A 20,224-nucleotide genomic window follows, 5' to 3' on the forward strand; every position below is an offset into this window, starting at 1 on the left:
AGATCCCCGGGCCCGCTTTGCGGGCCTTTCGCGACACAAGGCCGCTCCTACAAGGGGCGGTGTAATGAGCGCAAGGCGCATTGCCTCAGTAGAACAGCCGATAACCGATCATACCCGCCACCTCATTGAGCAATTGCCCGCTCTGCCAGACTGCTCTGCTTTCAGGCAGCAGCCCGGCAAACGGCCGCGCATGATCCTGTCCAAGGAAGCCCACCGGCGCCGGCACTACCTCGAAGCCCGCCTGCTCGAAGCTCCAGCGCGAGCGCTGCATGTGCCAGGCCTGGGTCACTACCACCACCCGGCGAATGCCCAACGGCTGCAACAGTTGCGCGCTCATCTGGGCGTTTTCCCAGGTGGTACGGCTGGCCTGCTCCTGCCACTTCACCGTAACGCCAAAGTCATCGCGCAGCCGATCGGCCATCAACTGCGCCTCGCTGGGCGGGGTACCGTAGTGCAAGCCACCGCTGGTCAATACCGGCAAACCAGAGGCCTTGGCCAATTGCGCGGCATAGCGCATGCGCTCCAGCGCGTGCCCGGTAGGTTGATCCTGGCCACCCCAGGCAGGGTCGCCACGCTCGCGGCCGGCGCCGAGCACCACGATCGCATCTGCCCGCTGGGCCAACCCCGACCACTGCGCCAGGCTCAGCGGCGTTTCGGTTTCCAGCTGGCGCGCGACCTGCTCCACCACCAGCGGCAGACTCATCAGCCATAAACCGCCCAGCCCCAACGTAAAGCAGGCAAACGCCAGCCGCGGCCGGCGCTTGCGCAACCACCACGCGGCCAGCAGCAAGATGAACAGCAAGCCAGGCGGCATCAGCCACTGCTTGATAAAGAATCGAATAGGCATTGCCTGCACCTCCTGTGAAGGCGTGCAGACTAAGAGGATCGACACCGAGCGACAAGTAGCGCCCGGCGCCGATCATGCTATGTAGATGATTGAACCGGCGCGCGGCGTTTTGCGCGCCAGCAGGCCAGCACGGCTACCGATGCGGCAGCGTCCTGGATCTGACCGGGGCGACGGAGCGCTTCCTGTCCTTGAGCCAGATGATCTTGGCTGAGCTCGGCTCCGCTGGTTTGACCGCAGCGGCGCTGGCAATGCGGCTCTCTGGAAAGATCTCCAGATAGGCCTTGATCACTTCGAACTCTGCGGGGCTCAGGCCACGCAACTCAAGTTCCGCTGGCATCTCGTCGCGCAATCGCACCGCCGTGCGGGCAGCTTCCAAGGCCAGCCCAAGGCGGTCGATCAAGCGTTCATACAGCTCCGGTTTGCTTGCGGGTAACTGCGACTCTCCCATCCGTTCACCTCATTGAAGATAACGATATCTCCCCCCACACCTGAGCTTAGCGGCGTTGTGCAAAGCAGCAGAGCGCTGCGACCAACGGCCCCCGGCGCCGCTGCGGGCCAATTGGGTTTCCCACGATACACAGCGCTCATGTATGCTACGGCGTTCACTCTCACCGACACCGGAGTGCCGGATGCAGCGAGGTTCCGCTGCCGGGAACAAGGTCTTCTCTCTCTCAGCCAAAAGTAGCCATGCACGAACAATACACGCCCCGTGACATAGAAGCCGCCGCCCAGAAATCCTGGGACGAGCAACAATCGTTCGCTGTTACCGAACAGCCAGGCAAAGACACTTTCTATTGCCTATCGATGTTCCCGTACCCGAGCGGCAAGCTACACATGGGCCACGTGCGCAACTACACCATTGGTGACGTGATCGCGCGCTACCAGCGCATGCTCGGCAAGAACGTGCTGCAGCCGATGGGCTGGGACGCCTTCGGCATGCCGGCGGAAAACGCCGCGATGAAGAACAACGTCGCCCCGGCCAAGTGGACCTTTGAGAACATCGACTACATGAAGACCCAGCTCAAGAGCCTGGGTCTGGCCATCGACTGGTCGCGTGAAGTCACCACCTGCAAGCCGGACTACTACCGCTGGGAACAGTGGCTGTTCACTCGTCTGTTCGAAAAAGGCGTCATCTACCGCAAGAACGGTACGGTCAACTGGGACCCTGTCGATCAGACGGTACTGGCCAACGAACAGGTTATCGACGGCCGTGGCTGGCGTTCGGGCGCGCTGATCGAAAAGCGCGAAATCCCGATGTACTACTTCCGCATCACCGCATACGCAGACGAGCTGCTGGAAAGCCTCGACGAGTTGCCGGGCTGGCCTGAACAGGTCAAGACCATGCAGCGCAACTGGATCGGCAAGTCGCGCGGGATGGAAGTGCAGTTCCCCTATGACCAGGCAAGCATTGGTCATGCCGGCGCACTTAAAGTCTTCACCACCCGCCCCGACACGCTGATGGGCGCGACCTACGTCGCCGTCGCCGCCGAGCACCCGCTGGCTACCCAGGCTGCCCAAGGCAACCCGGCGCTGCAGGCGTTCATCGACGAATGCAAAGGCGGCAGCGTTGCCGAGGCCGACATGGCCACCCAGGAAAAGAAAGGCCTCGCCACGTCGCTGTTCGTCGAGCACCCACTGACCGGTGAGAAACTGCCGGTCTGGGTCGCCAACTATGTGCTGATGCACTACGGCGACGGCGCTGTCATGGCGGTGCCGGCCCACGACGAGCGTGACTTCGAGTTCGCCCAGAAGTACTCGCTGCCGATCAAGGCCGTGGTGCGCACCAGCGCTGGCGACGAAGTCGGCAGCACCTGGGAAGCCGCCTACGGCGAGCACGGCACCCTGATCAACTCCGGCGCCTTTGACGGCCTCGACTTCGCTGGCGCGTTCGACGCCATCGAAGCCGCGCTGATCAGCAAGGAGCTGGGTAAATCGCGCACGCAGTTCCGTCTGCGCGACTGGGGCATCAGCCGCCAGCGCTACTGGGGCTGCCCGATCCCGATCATCCACTGCCCATCGTGCGGCGACGTGCCGGTGCCGGAAGACCAACTGCCAGTCACCCTGCCAGAGAACGTCGTACCCGATGGCGCCGGCTCGCCACTGGCACGCCTGCCTGAGTTCTATGAATGCAGCTGCCCCAAGTGCGGCGCTGCGGCCAAGCGCGAAACCGACACCATGGACACCTTTGTCGAGTCGTCCTGGTACTTCGCCCGTTACGCCTCGCCGAACTACGAAGGTGGCATGGTCGACCCGAAAGCGGCCAACCACTGGCTGCCGGTCGATCAGTACATCGGTGGTATCGAGCACGCCATCCTGCACCTGCTGTATGCGCGCTTCTTCCACAAGCTGATGCGCGATGAAGGCCTGGTCACATCGAACGAGCCGTTCAAGAACCTGCTGACCCAGGGCATGGTCGTTGCCGAAACCTACTACCGTGTAGCCAGCAATGGCGGCAAGGACTGGTTCAACCCGGCTGATGTCGAGCTGGAGCGCGACAGCAAGGCCAAGGTCATCAGTGCTCGCCTCAAGACCGACGGCCTGCCGGTGGAAATCGGCGGCACCGAGAAGATGTCCAAGTCGAAGAACAACGGCGTCGACCCACAGTCGATGATCGACGTCTACGGCGCCGACACCTGCCGCCTGTTCATGATGTTCGCCTCGCCGCCGGACATGAGCCTGGAATGGTCCGATTCCGGCGTTGAAGGCGCAAGCCGCTTCCTGCGTCGCGTCTGGCGCCTGGCCCAGGCCCATGTGAGCCTCGGCTTGCCGGGCAAGCTGGACACTGCGGCACTGGATGACGGGCAAAAGGCGATCCGCCGCGCGATTCACGTGGCGATCAAGCAAGCCAGCAGCGATGTTGGCCTGCACCATAAATTCAACACTGCCATCGCCCAGGTGATGACCGTGATGAACGTGCTGGAAAAAGCCCCGACCGCTACCGCCCAGGACCGTGCCCTGCTGCAGGAAGGCCTGGAAGCAGTCACCCTGCTGCTGGCACCGATCACCCCGCACATCAGTCATTCGCTGTGGCAGCACCTGGGCCACAGCGAGGCGGTGATCGACGCCACCTGGCCGAGCGTGGATGAAAGCGCCCTGGTGCAAGACAGCGTGACACTGGTGGTACAGGTCAACGGCAAGCTGCGTGGTCAGGTCGAAATGCCCGCCACTGCCAGCCGCGAAGAAGTCGAAGCTGCGGCGCGCGCCAACGAAAACGTGGTGCGCTTCACCGACGGCCTGACCATTCGCAAGGTCATCGTGGTTCCAGGCAAACTGGTCAACATCGTCGCCAACTGATGGCAACGCTCGCCCGCAGGCACTGCGGGCGAGCGGAATCGGCCCACAAGGGAGCTTCAACATGATCAAACGCAATCTGCTGGTAATGGGCCTGGCCGTCATGCTCAGCGCCTGCGGTTTCCAGCTGCGCGGCACCGGCACTACCGAGCTGACCATCAAGGAACTTGATGTCAGCGCGCGTGACGCCTACGGCCAGACCGTTACCCAACTGCGCCAGGTACTTGAGCGCAGCGGCGTCAGCCTGCGCAGCGGTGCGCCGTATCGCCTGTCGCTCGACAACGAGCAGCAGACCCAGCGCGCAGTCACCTACAGCAGCGGCAGTCGCTCGGCCGAGTACGAACTCACCACCGTGCTCAACTACAGCATCAACGGCCTGAACAACGTGCCGCTGCTAAGCGACAAGCTCGAAGTGCGCAAGATCTACGTGCGTGACGGCGACAACATCACCGGTTCCGACCAGGAAGGCACCCAGACCCGCGACGAGATGCGCCGTGATCTGGTCCAGGCCATGGTCGTACGCCTGCAGATGCTGACCCCAGCTCACCTCGACGAACTGCAGCAGCAAGCGGATCAACGTGCCAAGGCTGAAGCCGAAGCCGCCGCAGCCGCGCAGCGCTATCGTGACGAAACCCCGCAGCAGTCGCCACTGGAAATCCCGGGCACCTAAGCCCGTGCGGGGCACCGCCAGGTGCCCCGACCTCTGCTCATGAAGCTCGCCCCCGCCCAACTCAACAAGCATCTGCAAGGTACTCTTGCGCCTGTCTATATCGTCAGCGGCGATGACCCGCTGCTGTGCCAGGAGGCCGCCGACGCGATTCGCGCCGCCGCCCGCCAGCAGGGTTTTGACGAGCGCCAGGTGTTCAGTGCCGATGCCAACTTCGACTGGGGTACGCTGCTGCAAGCCGGTGCCAGCCTGTCGCTGTTCGCCCAGCGGCGCCTGCTCGAGCTGCGCCTGCCCTCGGGCAAGCCTGGTGACAAGGGCGCGGCGGCGCTGATCGAGTACTGCTCGCGGCCCGCTGAAGACACTTTGCTGTTGATCAGCCTGCCCAAGCTCGACGGCAGTGCGCAGAAAACCAAATGGGGCAAGGCGCTGGTCGAGGGCAGTCAGTGCCAGTTCATCCAGATCTGGCCGATCGATGCGCAGCAGTTGCCGCAGTGGATCAATCAGCGTTTGGCCCAGGCCGGGCTGTCGGCCCAGCGGGATGCGGTCGACCTGATTGCGGCGCGGGTCGAGGGCAACCTGCTCGCAGCCGCCCAAGAGATCGAAAAGCTCAAGCTGCTCGCCGAAGGCAACCAGATCACCGTCGAAACCGTGCAGAGCGCGGTGGCCGACAGTGCTCGCTTCGATGTGTTTGGCCTGGTCGATGCCATTCTCAAAGGCGATGCGACCCATGCCCTGCGCATGCTTGAAGGCCTGCGCGGCGAGGGCGTCGAGCCCCCGGTGATTCTCTGGGCGCTGGCCCGCGAGCTGCGCCTGCTGGCGGGTATCGCCTTGCAGTTCAGCCAGGGCATCCCGCTCGACAAAGCCTTCAGCCAGGCGCGTCCGCCGGTATGGGACAAGCGCCGGCCACTGGTCAGCAAGGCCCTGCAACGGCTGTCGGCGAAGCGCTGGGCGCAGTTGCTGCAGGATGCTCAGCGTATCGATGCGCAGATCAAGGGCCAGGCGCCTGGTTCGCCTTGGACGGGGTTGACGCGGTTGGCGCTGTTGATGGCTGGGCAGCGATTGGTATTGCCTTCGGAATAGCCGGGGCCGCTTTGCGCCCCTTCGCGGGTGAACCCGCTCCCACAGGGTTTTGCAGCGCCGCCGTACCTGTGGGAGCGGGTTCACCCGCGAAGGGCCGAAGAGCGGCCCCAACAATCTCGACCATATACACAATCAATTGGCCCCACCCCGCGCCAAGCCCTAAAGTCCGCCCCGCACACCCACCCAAGCCGGGGAACCCCGCCATGAGCAAAAAGCCGCAAAAGCACCGCCCCAACAAAGCCAAGTCGATCATTGCCCAGCCGCTGTTTCGCAGCCGCCAGGAGCAACCAGACAAGGGCAAAGGCAGCTACCGCCGCGAAGCCTTCCAATCGAGAGATTGGGAGGCTTCTTACTTTTTGGCCGCATGAAAGCATCCAGCGCGCAGGCATGATATGGTCGCTACCTGACCTGTAATTCCTGGATCTGTGCATGTCCCTCAGTCTGTTCCCACGCTGGCAACCACGCCAGCTGATCGCGGCCTCCAGCCTTATCCTGCTGGTCGCCTGTGCGGAAAAACCTACCGCCGCCGACGCCGTACCACTGGCCCCTGCCCAGCCCGCACCGGTGGTTACCCTGCCCACCAGCAACGCCGACATCAACGCTGAAATCCAGCCAGTGCAGAGCTTTGCCCAGTGGCAGGCCGGTTTCCGTCAACAAGCGTTGCAGGCCGGCATTGATGCCGGGCTGTTCGACCGCGTGTTTGCCGGTGTCACGCCGGACATGGACGTGATCAAGGCCGATCGCAGCCAGCCCGAGTTCAGCCGCCCGGTGTGGGAATACCTCGACGGCGCGCTGTCGCCGCTGCGGGTGCGCAACGGCAAGAAGCTGCTGGAACAGAACGCCGAGCTGCTCACGCGCCTGGAACAACGCTATGGCGTGGACCGCCAAGTGCTGGTGTCGGTATGGGGCATGGAGAGCAACTTCGGCCAGTTCCAGGGCAGCAAATCGGTAATCCGCTCGCTGGCGACCTTGGCCTATGAGGGCCGCCGCCCACAGTTTGCCCAGGACCAGCTGATCGCGGCGTTGCAGATCCTGCAGAACGGCGACATTCAGCCTGAGGCCATGCGTGGCTCGTGGGCCGGGGCGATGGGCCAGACCCAGTTCATCCCGACCACCTACAACACCCATGCCGTCGACTTCGACGGCGACGGCCGCCGCGACATCTGGAACAGCACAGCCGATGCCCTCGCATCGACCGCGCATTACCTGCAGAGCTCGGGCTGGAAGCGTGGCCAACCGTGGGGCTTCGAAGTTCAGGTGCCGGCCGATTTCGACTTCTGGATCGCCGATGGCGCCCAGCGCAAGACCGTCAGTGAATGGCTGCAACTGGGCGTCAAGCTGCCCAATGGCACCCAGCTGCCAGCGGGCAGCAATCAACTCTCGGCGGCGCTGCTGCTGCCGGCCGGCGCACGTGGCCCGGCGTTCCTGGTGCTGGACAACTTCCGCGCCATTCTCAAGTACAACAACTCGTCGTCCTACGCGCTGGCGGTAAGCCTGCTGGGCGATCGTTTCTCCGGTTGGGGCTTCATTGCCGGCAGCTGGCCCAAGGATGACTTGCCATTGAGCCGCAGCGAGCGCATCGAGCTGCAGAACCTGCTCAATGCGCGCGGCTATGACGCGGGCAATGCCGACGGCATCATCGGCGCCAATACCCGCAAGGCCATCCGTACCGCTCAGCAGGCGCAGAACATGCCCGCTGACGGCTACCCGACGCACAAGCTGCTCGAGAGTTTGCGTCAGTAGTGAGATTGCCAGGGGCGCGAAGCGCCCCCGGCAATCTCAAGCCCTGAACAAATCCTGCTGCAGCACCAGTGTCTGCATGTCGCTGTCGAGCCGCACCTGAGCGCCAAGCGGCAGGCACAGGTTCGGATCGCAATGGCCACTGCGCCAACCGGCCAGTATCGGCACCCCCAGCGGCGCAAAAATGTCCTGCAACAGCGGCGTCATGGCGGCTACGGTAATCCCGGCGAAATCCCCCACCAACACCCCACGCACGCCCTGCAGCTTGCCTGCCAGGCGCAATTGCGTGAGCAGTCGGTCAACCCGGTACAACGGCTCGTTGACGTCTTCGATAAACAGGATGGCGCCGTCGGTGTCGATCTCCCCAAGCGTACTCAGCGTCGCGCCGAGCATCGACAGATTGCCGCCCAGCAGGCGCCCGCTGGCAACGCCTGGCAGCACTGAGGTCAAGGGATAAGCATGGGCATGGACGAGTGCATCGCCCTGCCCCACTTCACCGCGCAATTGCCGCAGCAGCGAGCTGACTGTCGGTTCAAGCTTGCCGCCCAGCAGGTCGGCGTTGAGCATGCCACCGTGAAAACTGACCAACCCGCAGTAGCGGTTGATCGCGGTGTGTAGCGCGGTGATGTCGCTGTAGCCAATCAAGGGTTTGGGGTTGCGGGCAATCAGCTCGAAATCGATCTGGTCGAGCAGGCGCATGCTGCCGTAGCCGCCGCGCATGCACAGAATGGCGTCCACCTGCGGATCGGCGAATGCAGCATGCAGGTCATCCAGCCTTTGCTGGTCAGTGCCGGCCAGATAACCCTGGCTGCTGCTCACGCTGGGATATGGCCGGCACCGATAGCCACGCTCGTTGAACCACTGCTGGGCCTTGTCGGCATCCAGCCGCGCCGGCCCTGCCGGGGCAATCACCGCAAAACAGGCATTCGCTGCCAGCTTTCGCGGCAATAGTGAACCTAGGTGTTCAGCACAGTCCATCCAGCAACTCCTTGAAAGCATTTGCAGATCAATGGGCAGCAACAATGGGCCAGCCCGAGATCGTTGCCCACAGGGTACAGATCCCCCAACAAAAATGCCGATGGCACCTCCTGGCGCGCATCGGCATTGGCCCAGCGGATCAGCTTACAGCTTGATCTTGGCTTCGTGCGCCTGCTGGTCAGCGTGGTACGAGGAACGCACCAGCGGCCCGGAGGCGACGTTCTTGAAGCCCATCTTGTGGCCTTCTTCAGCGAACCAGGCAAAGGTGTCCGGGTGCACGAAACGCTGCACCGGCAAGTGGCTGCGCGATGGCTGCAGGTACTGGCCGAGGGTCAGCATGTCGATGTCATGCTCGCGCATGCGCTGCATCACTTCGATCACTTCTTCGTCGGTTTCGCCCAGGCCGAGCATCAGGCCAGACTTGGTGGGTACGTGCGGCACCAGTTGCTTGAACTTCTGCAGCAGGTCCAGCGACCAGTCGTAGTCCGAACCCGGACGCGCGGCCTTGTACAGGCGCGGTACCGTTTCCAGGTTGTGGTTGAACACATCTGGCGGCTCTTGAGCGGTGATCGCCAGGGCCACGTCCATGCGCCCGCGGTAGTCCGGCACCAGGGTCTCGAGCTGCACGCCCGGGGACAGCTTGCGGATCTCGCGAATGCAGTCGGCGAAGTGCTGGGCACCGCCGTCACGCAGGTCGTCGCGGTCTACCGAGGTGATCACCACGTACTTCAGACGCAGGTCGGCGATGGCTACGGCAAGGTTCATCGGCTCGTCGGCATCCAGTGCTTTCGGCCGGCCATGGCCGACGTCGCAGAACGGGCAGCGACGGGTGCAGATGTCACCCATGATCATGAAGGTGGCGGTACCACCCGAGAAGCACTCACCCAGATTCGGGCACGAGGCTTCTTCGCAGACGCTGTGCAGCTTGTGCTTGCGCAGCAGTTGCTTGATACGGTCGACTTCCGGCGAAACCGGGATGCGTACGCGGATCCAGTCAGGCTTCTTCGGCAGCTCGTCGGTAGGGATGATCTTTACCGGGATGCGCGCGACCTTGTCGGCGCCACGCAGCTTGACTCCGGCTTCGACCTTCTTCGGCGCCGGGCGCGGGGTCACGTCATGGGTGGTGATCAGGTTCGGCACGGCTTCTTGCACAGTTGTCATATTCAGTCGATTCCGCCCGTAAGGGTCGTCTGCTCAGCATAGTCGAGGTGCTTGACCAGCTGTCCACGCAGCCTTGTCCTGACCTCGGTGAGTTCGATCGGACCTGCCAGATCACGCAGCTGGGTCATCGCCAGCCCCGCATAGCCGCAGGGATTGATTCGGCGGAATGGCGCAAGGTCCATGTCCACGTTCAGAGCAAGGCCGTGAAAGGTACGGCCGTTGCGGATTCGCAAGCCGAGCGAGGCGATCTTGGCCCCGTCAACATAGACTCCGGGCGCATCGGCCTTGGCCGCCGCCACAACGTCATAACTGGCCAGCAGATCGATCAGGCTGTTTTCGATCCGGGTAACCAGTTCACGCACGCCAAAACCAAGCCGGCGCACATCAAGCAACAGGTAAGCCACCAACTGCCCGGGGCCATGGTAGGTCACCTGGCCACCGCGGTCGCTCTGCACCACCGGGATATCACCCGGCACCAGCAGGTGCTCGGCCTTGCCGGCCTGGCCCTGGGTGAACACCGGCGGGTGCTCGACCAGCCAGACTTCGTCCAGGCTGTCGGCACCACGCTGCTCGGTAAAACGCCGCATGGCCTCCAGCACCGGTTCATAGGGCTGCAGGCCAAGCTCGCGGATACCGAGGCTGGCCGGCATCAGAGCACCATTTTCACAATGCCGGTAGCACGCAGGGCGCTGTTGATGTCGTGCAACTGGTCTTCGCTGGTCGCCACGATGTGCAATTGCACGGTGGTGTACTTGCCTTCCTTGCTCTGGCGCTCGGCCAGGGTCGACATGTCGACCTCAGCGTGTTTCTTCAAAATCTCGATGACCGTGTTCTTGAAATTGACCACGGTATCGCCGATCACCTTGATTGGGTAATCAGCGCAGGGGAATTCGATCTTGTGCGACTTGACGTCAGCTTCGCTCATGCGGAAACGGCCTCGTAAGCCGTGGCAACAACAACGCTCCCGCCGGATTGGCGGGAGCGTGGCAGGTCACGTTATCAGTTGAACAACCCGTAGAAGAATAGACGAATGCTATCCCACATACGGCGCAAGATACCACCTTCCTCAACGCCGTCGAGGGCGATCAGGTCGGCGCTGTGAACCACTTTCTCGTCAAGTTTGACTTCGACTTTACCGATCACGTCACCTTTGGCGATGGGCGCGGTCAGCTGTGGGTTCATGGTCATCGAGGCGGCCAGGCGCTTCAGTTGGCCTTTAGGCATGGTCATGGTCAGGTCGTTGGCCAGACCAGCCTTGACCTGGTTGGTCGCGCCTTTCCATACCGGCGCCTGAGTCAGCTCGGTGCCCTTCTGGTAGAAGGTCTGGGTCTCGAAGAAGCGGAAGCCATAGGTCAGCAGCTTTTGCGTTTCGGCGGCACGCGATTGCTCGCTGTTGGTACCGAACACCACGGCGATCAGGCGCTGGCCATCACGTACGGCGGAGGCGACCATGCAGTAGCCGGCTTCGTCGGTGTGGCCGGTTTTCAGGCCATCGACGGTCTTGTCACGCCACAGCAGCAGGTTGCGGTTGGGCTGCTTGATGTTGTTCCAGAAGAACTCTTTCTGCGAGTAGATCGCGTAGTGAGCCGGGTCTTCGTTGATGATCGCGCGAGCCAGCAGGGCCATGTCGTGGGCCGACGAGTAATGCTCGGGGTGCGGCAGACCGGTCGGGTTCATGAAGTGGCTGTTGCTCATGCCCAGATCGGCAGCAGTCTTGTTCATCATGTCGGCGAAGGCATCTTCGCTGCCGGCGATGTGTTCGGACAGAGCGACCGAGGCATCGTTGCCCGACTGGATGATGATGCCGTGCAGCAGGTCGCTAACGGTAACCTGGCTGCCTACCTTGATGAACATCCGCGAACCGCCGGTACGCCAGGCGTTTTCACTGACGGTAACCGGGTCGTTCTCGCCGATCTGGCCACGACGAATGTCGAGGGTGGCGATGTAGGCGGTCATCAGCTTGGTCAGGCTGGCTGGCGGCAGGCGCTCGTCACCGTTGTTTTCGACCAGCACGTTGCCGCTGGACGCGTCCATGAGTACGTAGGACTTGGCTGCCAGCTGTGGTGGGGCTGGCATCATCTGCTCTGCTGCAAAGGCAGCAGGGGTGATCATCAGCAGGACAGGCAGGCAAAGTCGTTTGGCAAGGTTGGTGATGTTCATCCGTCTCTCGAAAATCGCTAATGGTCTGATGTTCCGTGGGCTCGAAGCCCAACGCCCAGTCAGTCTAGTTATGTGAGCTGCGTGGCAGCCCAGGAGCCTGGCGCGGGGCCTGGCGGGGCAAAAACGGCCATTGTACATGGCCGCGCCGGGCAATTCATGACAAAACGGACAGCCCGGCGCCCACTTCAGGCCGCAGCGGGCGCCGTGAGTTCCGCGTTCAGTCGGTGACCAGCTTGGCCTGGCCGAGATTGGCCAGGCGCACGCTGTCTTGAGTCTGCTGCACTTCACCCTGGCTGCTCATCGGCCCCAGGCGCACGCGGTGCAGGGTCTGCTGGTTACGCACGATCGAGCTGATGAACACCGGTGCGCTGACCATGGTGCTCAGTTTCGAGCGCAGCAGCTCGGCGGCATCCGGGTTGGCGAAGGCGCCGACCTGGAGGAACATGCCGCCGGTGTTGCTCGGCACGCTGTTGCTGGCGATCTGCACCGGCACCACGGCAGCGGCATGCTGCTGCGCTGGCGGTGTCCACTGCTCGACCTTGCCGGTGCTGGCGGGCAGCGGCTGCGTCTGCGCGACCTGCGGCTCTTTCAGCACCAACGGCGCCTGCTGGCCGCGCTGGGCCCACCACTGCTGCGGGTCGATGCCTTCAACGCGCACCCGCGCGGTGCCGGTTTCGGCGTAACCGAGCTTCTTGGCGGCGGCGTACGACAGGTCGATGATCCGGTCAGAATAGAACGGGCCGCGGTCGTTGACCCGCAGGATCACGCTGCGCTGGTTGTCGAGGTTGGTCACCTTGACGTAGGCCGGCAACGGCAGGGTCTTGTGCGCCGCGCTCATGCCGTACAGGTCATAGACCTCGCCGTTGGCGGTGTTCTGACCGTGGAACTTGGTGCCGTACCACGATGCAGTACCCTCGGCGCGGTAGTTGCGCGATTCCTGGATCGGGTAATAAGTCTTGCCCAGCACCGTGTACGGGTTGGCCTTGTAGTTGCCGGTGTGCACGGTCGGGGTGGCGTCGGGGATCTTGTTGACGTCGACATCCCACCATGGCGCGCCGTCTTTATGCGCGCGGTTGATATCCAGGCCCGGCTGCGAGCGGATGACGTTGCCACCCGCACCGCTGCTCTTGGGTGCAGGCCGGCTCGATGAGCAACTGACCAGGACCGCACTGATGGCGATGCAGGTCAGCAGTTTGAAGGAATGAGTAGTAAACAATCCGCGCATTACTTGACGCCCCGTGCAATGACCAGCTGTTGCGAAAGCTGATGCACGGCCATGGCGTACATCACACTGCGGTTGTAACGCGTGATCGCATAAAAGTTCTTCTGGCCCATCCAGTATTCAGGGCCGTTGTCGCCTTCCAGTTTGAAGGCGGTGACCGGCAGATCATCGCGCAGCGCATCATTGCTCGACCAGCCCAATGCGCGCAATTCGGCGACGGTCTTGACCGGCTCGATGCCGCTGGTCAGGCCTTCGTCGGCACGCTCGCCGCGCACCTGGGCGCGGCTGACCACGCCTTCCCCGGCAACCCAGCCGTGGCGCTTGAAGTAGCTGGCGACACTGCCGATGGCGTCATCCGGGTTGTTCCAGATATTGATATGGCCGTCACCGTCGAAGTCCACTGCGTAGGCGCGAAAGCTGCTCGGCATAAATTGCGGCAGGCCCATGGCGCCGGCGTACGAGCCTTTCAGGGTCAGCGGGTCGAGCTGCTCTTCACGGGCCAGCAGCAGGTACTCGCGCAGCTCCTTGCGGAAGAATTCAGCCCGCGGCGGGTAGTCGAAACCCAGCGTCGACAGGGCATCGATCACCCGGTAGTTGCCGGTGTTGCGACCAAAGAAGGTTTCCACGCCAATGATCGCCACGATCACCTGGGCCGGCACGCCGTATTCCTGCTCGGCACGCGCCAGGGTTGCCTCGTGCTGGCGCCAGAAGTCGACACCACGAGCGATGCGCGCATCGGTGAGGAACATCGGCCGGTATTCTTTCCACGGCTTGACCCGCTCCGCCGGACGCGAAATCGCGTCAAGAATCGACTGCTTGCGCTGCACCTCGCGGAACACGCCCATCAGCTGTTCGCCGGCAAAGCCGTGGTCGCGGGTCATTTCGCCGACAAACTCGGCCACCTGCGGCGAGCCGTCGTAGTCGCCGGCACTGGCCTGCTGGACTGCGCCGAGCAGGCCCATTGCGCCGATCCACGGCGCCCAACGGGCCGCCCAGCTACGCACTGCTTGCATGAAATTGTTCACCTTATTCAAACTTGCGCGATCCATTTGCGGTGGGTGTGGATCGACATCAGAACGCCAAACGCTGACAGCAGCGTCACCAACGAAGTTCCGCCATAGCTAATGAAGGGCAGCGGCACCCCCACCACCGGGAGCAAGCCACTGACCATACCAATATTGACGAACACATAAACAAAGAAGGTCATCGTCAGGCTGCCCGCGAGCAGCTTGCCGAACAGGGTCTGCGCCTGTGCGGTGATGACCAGGCCGCGGCCGATCAGCAGCAGATAAACGATCAGCAGCATGCAGATGCCGACCAGGCCGAATTCCTCGCCGAGCACGGCGATGATGAAGTCGGTGTGGCTCTCCGGCAAAAAGTCCAGGTGCGACTGCGTACCGAGCAACCAGCCCTTGCCGAATACCCCGCCGGAGCCGATCGCGGCCTTGGACTGGATGATGTTCCAGCCGGTGCCGAGCGGGTCGCTCTCAGGATCGAGGAAGGTCAGCACGCGCTGCTTCTGGTAGTCGTGCATGACAAAGAACCACATCGCCACCGCCACCGGCACTGCCGCGGCGATCACACTGATGATCCAGCGCCAGCGCAGGCCACCCATGAACAGCACGAACGCGCCGGAAGCCAGAATCAGCAGCGCAGTACCCAGGTCCGGCTGGCGCACGATAAGAATGAACGGCACGCCGATCAGCACCAGGCTGATCGCCACATGCTTGAGATCAGGCGGCAAGGTGCGCTTGGACAGGTACCAGGCCAGGGTTGCCGGCATGATGATCTTCATGAATTCCGAAGGCTGGAAGCGGATCACTCCGGGAATGTTGATCCAGCGCGTGGCGCCCATGGCGTTGTGACCCATGACGTCGACCACCACCAGCAGCAACACCCCGGTCAGGTACGCCAGCGGCACCCAGCGGGCCATGAAGCGTGGCTCGAGCTGGGCAATGATGAACATCGAGACCAGGCCGATGCCGAACGAGGTCGCCTGCTTGCTCAGCAGGTCCCAGTTCTTGCCGCTGGCCGAATACAGCACGAACAGGCTGCCGGCGGCGAGGGTCAGCAGAATGATCAGCAGCGGGCCGTCGATGTGGATGCGCTGAAGAAAGCTCGCGCGCCGACGCATGACGTCTTCGCTGGAGAGCATGCGATCAAAATTGTTAATCACTGGGCCTTTTCCTGAGCGACGGTGGCGGGAGCAAACTCGGTTTTCAACTGGCCGTTGGCGTCGAGCAGCCAGGCGTCCATGATCTGGCGCATCACCGGCGCCGCCACGCGGCCACCAGCCTCGCCGTTCTCGATCATCACCGAGACGACGATCTTCGGATCGTCAGCCGGGGCGAAACCGACGAACAGGGCGTGGTCACGGTGACGCTCCTGGACTTTGTTGCGGTCATACTTCTCGCCCTGCTTGATCGCCACCACCTGAGCAGTACCGCTCTTGCCGGCGATGCGGTACTGCGCGCCGGTGGCAGCCGCGCGGGCGGTGCCGCGGGCGTTGTGCATCACCTGCTCCATGCCGTGGGTGACCTTGGCCCAATCGGACGGGTCACGCAGGACGATGTCCTCGATCGGGTTTTCGTCGACCGGCGGCTGGCCCTCGATGGTCTTGGCCAGGTGCGGGCGGAACCACTTGCCCTTGCTGGCGATCAGCGCGGTAGCCTGGGCCATCTGCAACGGCGTGGTCTGCATGTAGCCCTGGCCGATGCCGAGGATCAGCGTTTCGCCCGGGAACCACGCCTGGCGGCGGGTGGCGCGCTTCCACTCACGGGTCGGCATCAACCCGGAGGATTCCTCGAACATGTCCAGCGACACGCGCTGGCCGAGGCCGAACTTGTTCATGTAGGTCGACAGGCGATCGATGCCCATCTTGTGCGCAAGATCGTAGAAGTAGGTGTCATTGGAACGCATGATCGCCAGGTCAAGATCAACCCAGCCGTCACCGGTGCGGTTCCAGTTACGGTATTTGTGGTCGTAGTTGGGCAACTGGTAATAGCCCGGGTCGAACACCCGGCTGCCGGCTGTCACGACACCGCTGTCGAGGCCGGCGATGGCCACTGCGGGCTTGATCGTCGAACCGGGTGGATACAGCCCGCGCAGGACCCGGTTGAACAGCGGCCGGTCGATCGAATCGCGCAGGTCAGCATAGGCCTGAAAGCCAATGCCGGTGACGAACAGGTTGGGGTCGAAGCTTGGCTGGCTGACCATCGCCAGTACTTCACCCGAGCGTGGATCAAGCGCCACGATAGCGCCACGCCGACCACCCAGAGCCAGCTCGGCGGCTTCCTGCAGTTTGATGTCCAGGCCCAGCACGATGTCCTTGCCGGGGATCGGGTCGGTGCGTTTGAGCACGCGCAGCACGCGGCCGCGGGCGTTGGTCTCGACCTCCTCGTAACCGACCTGACCGTGCAGGGCATCTTCATAGAAGCGCTCGACGCCGGTCTTGCCGATATGGTGGGTGCCGCTGTAGTTGACCGGATCAAGGGTCTTCAGCTCTTTCTCGTTGATCCGCCCGACATAACCGACCGAGTGGGCAAAGTGCGCACCTTGCGGGTAATGCCTGACCAACTGCGCAGCCACTTCCACGCCCGGCAACCGGAACTGGTTGACGGCGATCCGGGCGATCTGGTCTTCGCTGAGCTCGAACAGGATCGGCACGGGCTCGAACGGCCGCCGACCCTGCTTCATGCGCTTCTCGAAGAGGGCACGGTCGTCCGCTGTGAGCCCCAGCACCTCAACGATGGCGTCCAGCACCTCTGGCCATTTGCCGGCACGTTCGCGGGTCATGGTCAGGCTGAAGCTGGGCCGGTTGTCGGCGATGATCACCCCGTTGCGGTCGAAGATCAGCCCGCGGGTCGGCGGGATCGGCTGCACATGCACCCGGTTGTTCTCCGACAGCGTCGAGTGATAGTCGTACTGGATGATCTGCAGGTAGTACAGCCGAGCAATCAGCACACACACCAACAACATGATCGCCACAGCGCCGACCACGACGCGGTTGCGCACCAGACGGGCGTCTTTCTCGTGGTCTTTGAGGCGGATCGGCTGCGACATCGGGCGGGCTTACAGGCTCATTTGTGGTAGGGATGCCCGGACAACACGGTCCAGGCGCGGTAGATCTGTTCGCCGATCAGTATCCTTACCAACGGGTGCGGCAAGGTCAGCGGCGACAGCGACCAGCGCTGTTCGCTGCGCGCACACACCTCAGGCGCCAGGCCTTCCGGCCCACCCACCATCAAATTCACCGTCCGCGCATCCAGGCGCCAGCGATCCAGCTCGACCGCCAACTGCTCGGTGCTCCACGGCTTGCCGTGGACTTCGAGGGTGACGATGCGTTCGCCGGGCTGGACCTTGGCCAGCATGGCCTCCCCCTCCTGACGAATCAGGCGAGCCACGTCGGCGTTCTTGCCCCGGGTGTTCAGCGGGATTTCCACCAGCTCGAGCGGCAACTCAGCAGGGAGGCGCTTGGCATATTCATGCCAGCCTTCCTCGACCCACTTGGGCATGCGCGAGCCGACCGCGATCAATCGCAGACGCACGGCGCTTCCTTATTGCTTGTTGAGCTTGTCGAAGTACTCGTTGGCGCCGTTCTCGGAGCTGTGGTGCTTGCCATCGGCAGCACGGCTCTGCTCGGCACCCATCCACAGGCGCTCGAGGTCGTAGAACTGACGCGCAGCGGCGGTCATCATGTGCACGATGACGTCGTTCAGGTCGAGCAGCACCCAATCGCTTTCGCCTTTGCCTTCTTCGCCCAGCGGCATGACGCCCTTGGCTTTGACCAGCTCGCGAACCTTGTCCAGCATCGCGTTGATCTGGCGATTGGAGGTACCGGTAGCGATGATCATGTAGTCGGTCAGGCTGTGCTTGTCACGCACGTCGATCACCTGGATATCCAGGGCCTTGACCTCTCCCAGCGCTTCCTTGGCCACTTCGACCAGTTCTTCGGCAGTGATGTCGTTTTGCTTCTTCATAGTTACTCGTTCAACTCGTTTTGAATGAGGCGCCCCAACGGCGCCCTCAGTTGGACCCACGATATAGATCGTGCGCCTCTATGTAGGCCAGTACTGCATCCGGCACCAGAAACCGTACCGACTTGCCGCTGGCCAGCAGCTGTCGGATTTGCGTGGCCGACACCGCAAGCGGGGTCTGCCAGACGAACGAAATGTGACCCGCCGGGCCGGACATGGCAGTGGGATCGCTTTGCGAGCGCGCAGCCAGCAGGTTGCGCAGCTCGTCTGGTGGTTCGACATCCGCATCCGGGCGTTGCAGCACCAGGATGTGGCAATGTTGGAGCAATTCTTCCCAGCGGTGCCAGCCCGGCAGGCCGCAGAACGCGTCCCAGCCCAGGACCAGAAACAACTGGTCATCGCCGCCCAGCTCGGCCCGGATCGATTCCAGGCTGTCGATGGTATACGACGGTTTGTCACGGCCCAGCTCGCGCGCATCAACGCTCAGGCAGTCAACCCCGCTGACCGCGCTCTGCACCATCGCCAGGCGCGCCTGAGCGTCTACCTGTGGCGTGTCGCGGTGCGGCGGGCGGGCGTTGGGCAGCAGGCGCAGCTCGTCCAGGCCCATCAGCTCGGTCACTTCCAGCGCACTGCGCAGGTGGCCGATATGAACCGGGTCGAAGGTACCGCCGAAAATGCCGACGCGCCGCACTGCAGGGGCCTGATTCAACTCAGCTCGGCTCCTGGCCGCGCAGCTGGCCATCGCCAATCACTACGTATTTTTCGCAGGTCAGGCCTTCGAGGCCGACCGGACCGCGCGCATGCAGCTTGTCGGTGGAAATACCGATCTCGGCACCCAGGCCATACTCGAAGCCGTCGGCAAAGCAGGTCGGGGTGTTGAGCATGACCGACGCCGAGTCGACCTCGGCGATGAAGCGCCGGGCCTGACCCTGGTGTTCGGTAATGATCGAGTCGGTGTGGTGCGAGCCGTAGTGATTGATGTGCTCGATGGCCTGCTCGAGGCCGTCGACCACGCGAATCGACAGGATCGCGTCGAGGTATTCGGTGTGCCAGTCGTCTTCGCTGGCAGGTGCTGCCTGGATGATCGCCCGGGTGCGCTCGCAGCCGCGCAGCTCGACGCCGTATTCCTGGAAGCGCCGGGCCATTTCCGGCAGAAAGTCTGCAGCAATGGCCTGGTCGACCAGCAAGGTCTCCATGGCGCCGCAGATACCGTAGCGGTAAGTCTTGGCGTTGAAAGCAACACGCCAGCCCTTGTTGAGGTCGGCGTGCGCGTCGATGTACACATGGCAGATGCCATCGAGGTGCTTGATCACCGGCACGCGGGCATCGCGGCTGATCCGCTCGATCAGGCCACGGCCGCCACGCGGGACGATCACGTCGACGAACTCGGGCATGCTGATCAGTGCACCGACCGCTTCACGGTCGGTAGTTTCCACAACCTGCACCACTGCCGCTGGCAAACCTGCGGCAGCCAGGCCGCGCTGGATGCAGGTGGCAATTGCGCGATTGGAATGAATCGCCTCGGAGCCGCCACGCAGAATGGTCGCGTTACCCGACTTCAGGCACAGGCTGGCAGCATCGATGGTCACGTTCGGCCGCGACTCGTAGATGATCCCGATCACGCCCAGCGGCACGCGCATCTTGCCGACTTGAATGCCCGACGGGCGGTAGCTCATGTCACGCACGGCGCCGACTGGATCGGGCAGGCTGGCCACCTGGCGCAGGCCGGTGATCATGCCGTCGATACGCGCAGGAGTCAGCGCCAAACGATCGAGCAGCGCCGCTTCCAGACCATTGCTGCGGCCATTGGCGAGGTCCTGCTCATTGGCGGCAGTGAGCTCGGCGCGGGCGGCGTCCAGCGCATCGGCAGCAGCCTGCAAGGCACGGTTCTTCTGTGCGGTGCTGGCGCGGGCGATCACGCGCGAGGCCTGGCGGGCAGCGCGACCCAGGCGGGTCATGTAGTCAAGAACGGACTCAGTCATGGGCTCGGTGTCTTGGCGAAAGGGGAAATCGGCTGATTATAACTGGCGGGCACCAGTACGCCCAGCGGCGGGAGGCGGATGGTAGAAGATGACGCGGTTAATGGACAGGAAAGATGTAAC

Annotated in this window: 20 protein-coding genes; 5 read left to right on the forward strand and 15 right to left on the reverse strand. The window is 63.1% G+C overall.

Annotated elements, in window-relative coordinates; genetic code table 11:
• Positions 1-85 precede the first annotated feature (85 nt).
• Both K3F44_RS16470 and K3F44_RS16475 read right to left on the reverse strand, forming a co-directional pair.
• Positions 86-847, reverse strand: a complete 762-nt coding sequence (locus K3F44_RS16470; RefSeq protein WP_101322252.1) for a YdcF family protein — start codon at positions 845-847, stop codon at positions 86-88.
• Between the two features lie 133 nt (positions 848-980).
• The gene (locus tag K3F44_RS16475; protein ID WP_101322253.1) at positions 981-1,295 is read right to left on the reverse strand and encodes a hypothetical protein; all 315 of its coding nucleotides are present in this window, start codon (positions 1,293-1,295) and stop codon (positions 981-983) included.
• Between the two features lie 239 nt (positions 1,296-1,534).
• On the opposite strand from K3F44_RS16475, the gene leuS reads away from it, so the two are divergent.
• The 5 genes from leuS to K3F44_RS16500 all read left to right on the forward strand — a co-directional run bounded on the left by leuS (position 1,535) and on the right by K3F44_RS16500 (position 7,628).
• Positions 1,535-4,141 (forward strand): leucine--tRNA ligase, encoded by a 2,607-nt coding sequence (gene leuS / locus K3F44_RS16480; protein ID WP_150570970.1) that lies wholly within the window; start codon positions 1,535-1,537, stop codon positions 4,139-4,141.
• Positions 4,142-4,202: 61 nt separating this feature from the next.
• Positions 4,203-4,808: an LPS assembly lipoprotein LptE gene (gene lptE / locus K3F44_RS16485; protein ID WP_101322255.1), complete on the forward strand. Its 606-nt coding sequence runs from the start codon at positions 4,203-4,205 to the stop codon at positions 4,806-4,808.
• 39 nt (positions 4,809-4,847) lie between these two features.
• The gene (gene holA, locus K3F44_RS16490; protein ID WP_220632611.1) at positions 4,848-5,885 is read left to right on the forward strand and encodes a DNA polymerase III subunit delta; all 1,038 of its coding nucleotides are present in this window, start codon (positions 4,848-4,850) and stop codon (positions 5,883-5,885) included.
• A 203-nt stretch (positions 5,886-6,088) separates the two neighbouring features.
• The gene (gene arfA / locus K3F44_RS16495) at positions 6,089-6,253 is read left to right on the forward strand and encodes an alternative ribosome rescue factor ArfA (RefSeq protein ID WP_103435107.1); all 165 of its coding nucleotides are present in this window, start codon (positions 6,089-6,091) and stop codon (positions 6,251-6,253) included.
• A 61-nt stretch (positions 6,254-6,314) separates the two neighbouring features.
• Positions 6,315-7,628, forward strand: a complete 1,314-nt coding sequence (locus K3F44_RS16500; RefSeq protein ID WP_101322258.1) for a lytic murein transglycosylase — start codon at positions 6,315-6,317, stop codon at positions 7,626-7,628.
• A gap of 36 nt (positions 7,629-7,664) precedes the next feature.
• Here the strand turns inward: K3F44_RS16500 and K3F44_RS16505 are convergent, their stop codons facing one another.
• From K3F44_RS16505 to K3F44_RS16565, 13 genes are all read right to left on the reverse strand, one after another.
• Positions 7,665-8,603: an LD-carboxypeptidase gene (locus K3F44_RS16505; RefSeq protein ID WP_220632612.1), complete on the reverse strand. Its 939-nt coding sequence runs from the start codon at positions 8,601-8,603 to the stop codon at positions 7,665-7,667.
• A gap of 144 nt (positions 8,604-8,747) precedes the next feature.
• The gene (lipA, locus tag K3F44_RS16510; protein WP_101322260.1) at positions 8,748-9,764 is read right to left on the reverse strand and encodes a lipoyl synthase; all 1,017 of its coding nucleotides are present in this window, start codon (positions 9,762-9,764) and stop codon (positions 8,748-8,750) included.
• 2 nt (positions 9,765-9,766) lie between these two features.
• Positions 9,767-10,414: a lipoyl(octanoyl) transferase LipB gene (lipB, locus tag K3F44_RS16515; RefSeq protein ID WP_103435110.1), complete on the reverse strand. Its 648-nt coding sequence runs from the start codon at positions 10,412-10,414 to the stop codon at positions 9,767-9,769.
• The gene (locus K3F44_RS16520) at positions 10,414-10,689 is read right to left on the reverse strand and encodes a DUF493 domain-containing protein (protein ID WP_101322262.1); all 276 of its coding nucleotides are present in this window, start codon (positions 10,687-10,689) and stop codon (positions 10,414-10,416) included. Before K3F44_RS16520 ends, lipB begins: the two co-directional genes overlap by 1 nt.
• A gap of 74 nt (positions 10,690-10,763) precedes the next feature.
• Positions 10,764-11,924, reverse strand: a complete 1,161-nt coding sequence (locus K3F44_RS16525) for a D-alanyl-D-alanine carboxypeptidase family protein (RefSeq protein WP_101322263.1) — start codon at positions 11,922-11,924, stop codon at positions 10,764-10,766.
• 217 nt (positions 11,925-12,141) lie between these two features.
• Positions 12,142-13,149, reverse strand: a complete 1,008-nt coding sequence (locus K3F44_RS16530) for a septal ring lytic transglycosylase RlpA family protein (RefSeq protein ID WP_150573289.1) — start codon at positions 13,147-13,149, stop codon at positions 12,142-12,144.
• Positions 13,149-14,159 carry a lytic murein transglycosylase B gene (gene mltB / locus K3F44_RS16535; RefSeq protein ID WP_101323117.1) on the reverse strand — a complete coding sequence of 337 codons (1,011 nt, stop codon included), beginning with the start codon at positions 14,157-14,159 and terminating at the stop codon, positions 13,149-13,151. Before mltB ends, K3F44_RS16530 begins: the two co-directional genes overlap by 1 nt.
• Before the next feature lie 17 nt (positions 14,160-14,176).
• Entirely contained in the window at positions 14,177-15,280 is a 1,104-nt protein-coding gene (rodA, locus tag K3F44_RS16540; RefSeq protein ID WP_178080848.1) for a rod shape-determining protein RodA, read from the reverse strand.
• A gap of 38 nt (positions 15,281-15,318) precedes the next feature.
• Positions 15,319-17,208, reverse strand: a complete 1,890-nt coding sequence (gene mrdA, locus K3F44_RS16545) for a penicillin-binding protein 2 (RefSeq protein WP_101322266.1) — start codon at positions 17,206-17,208, stop codon at positions 15,319-15,321.
• A 17-nt stretch (positions 17,209-17,225) separates the two neighbouring features.
• Positions 17,226-17,693, reverse strand: coding sequence for a 23S rRNA (pseudouridine(1915)-N(3))-methyltransferase RlmH (gene rlmH / locus K3F44_RS16550; RefSeq protein ID WP_101322267.1), 468 nt, complete (start codon positions 17,691-17,693; stop codon positions 17,226-17,228).
• 9 nt (positions 17,694-17,702) lie between these two features.
• On the reverse strand, positions 17,703-18,125 hold the full coding sequence (rsfS, locus tag K3F44_RS16555) for a ribosome silencing factor (protein ID WP_101322268.1): 423 nt from the start codon (positions 18,123-18,125) through the stop codon (positions 17,703-17,705).
• A 46-nt stretch (positions 18,126-18,171) separates the two neighbouring features.
• The gene (gene nadD / locus K3F44_RS16560; RefSeq protein ID WP_101322269.1) at positions 18,172-18,864 is read right to left on the reverse strand and encodes a nicotinate-nucleotide adenylyltransferase; all 693 of its coding nucleotides are present in this window, start codon (positions 18,862-18,864) and stop codon (positions 18,172-18,174) included.
• On the reverse strand, positions 18,833-20,104 hold the full coding sequence (locus K3F44_RS16565) for a glutamate-5-semialdehyde dehydrogenase (protein ID WP_220632613.1): 1,272 nt from the start codon (positions 20,102-20,104) through the stop codon (positions 18,833-18,835). Before K3F44_RS16565 ends, nadD begins: the two co-directional genes overlap by 32 nt.
• Positions 20,105-20,224: the final 120 nt, after the last annotated feature.

The organism is Pseudomonas sp. S07E 245, assembly GCF_019599025.1.
Lineage (GTDB): Bacteria > Pseudomonadota > Gammaproteobacteria > Pseudomonadales > Pseudomonadaceae > Aquipseudomonas > Aquipseudomonas shirazensis.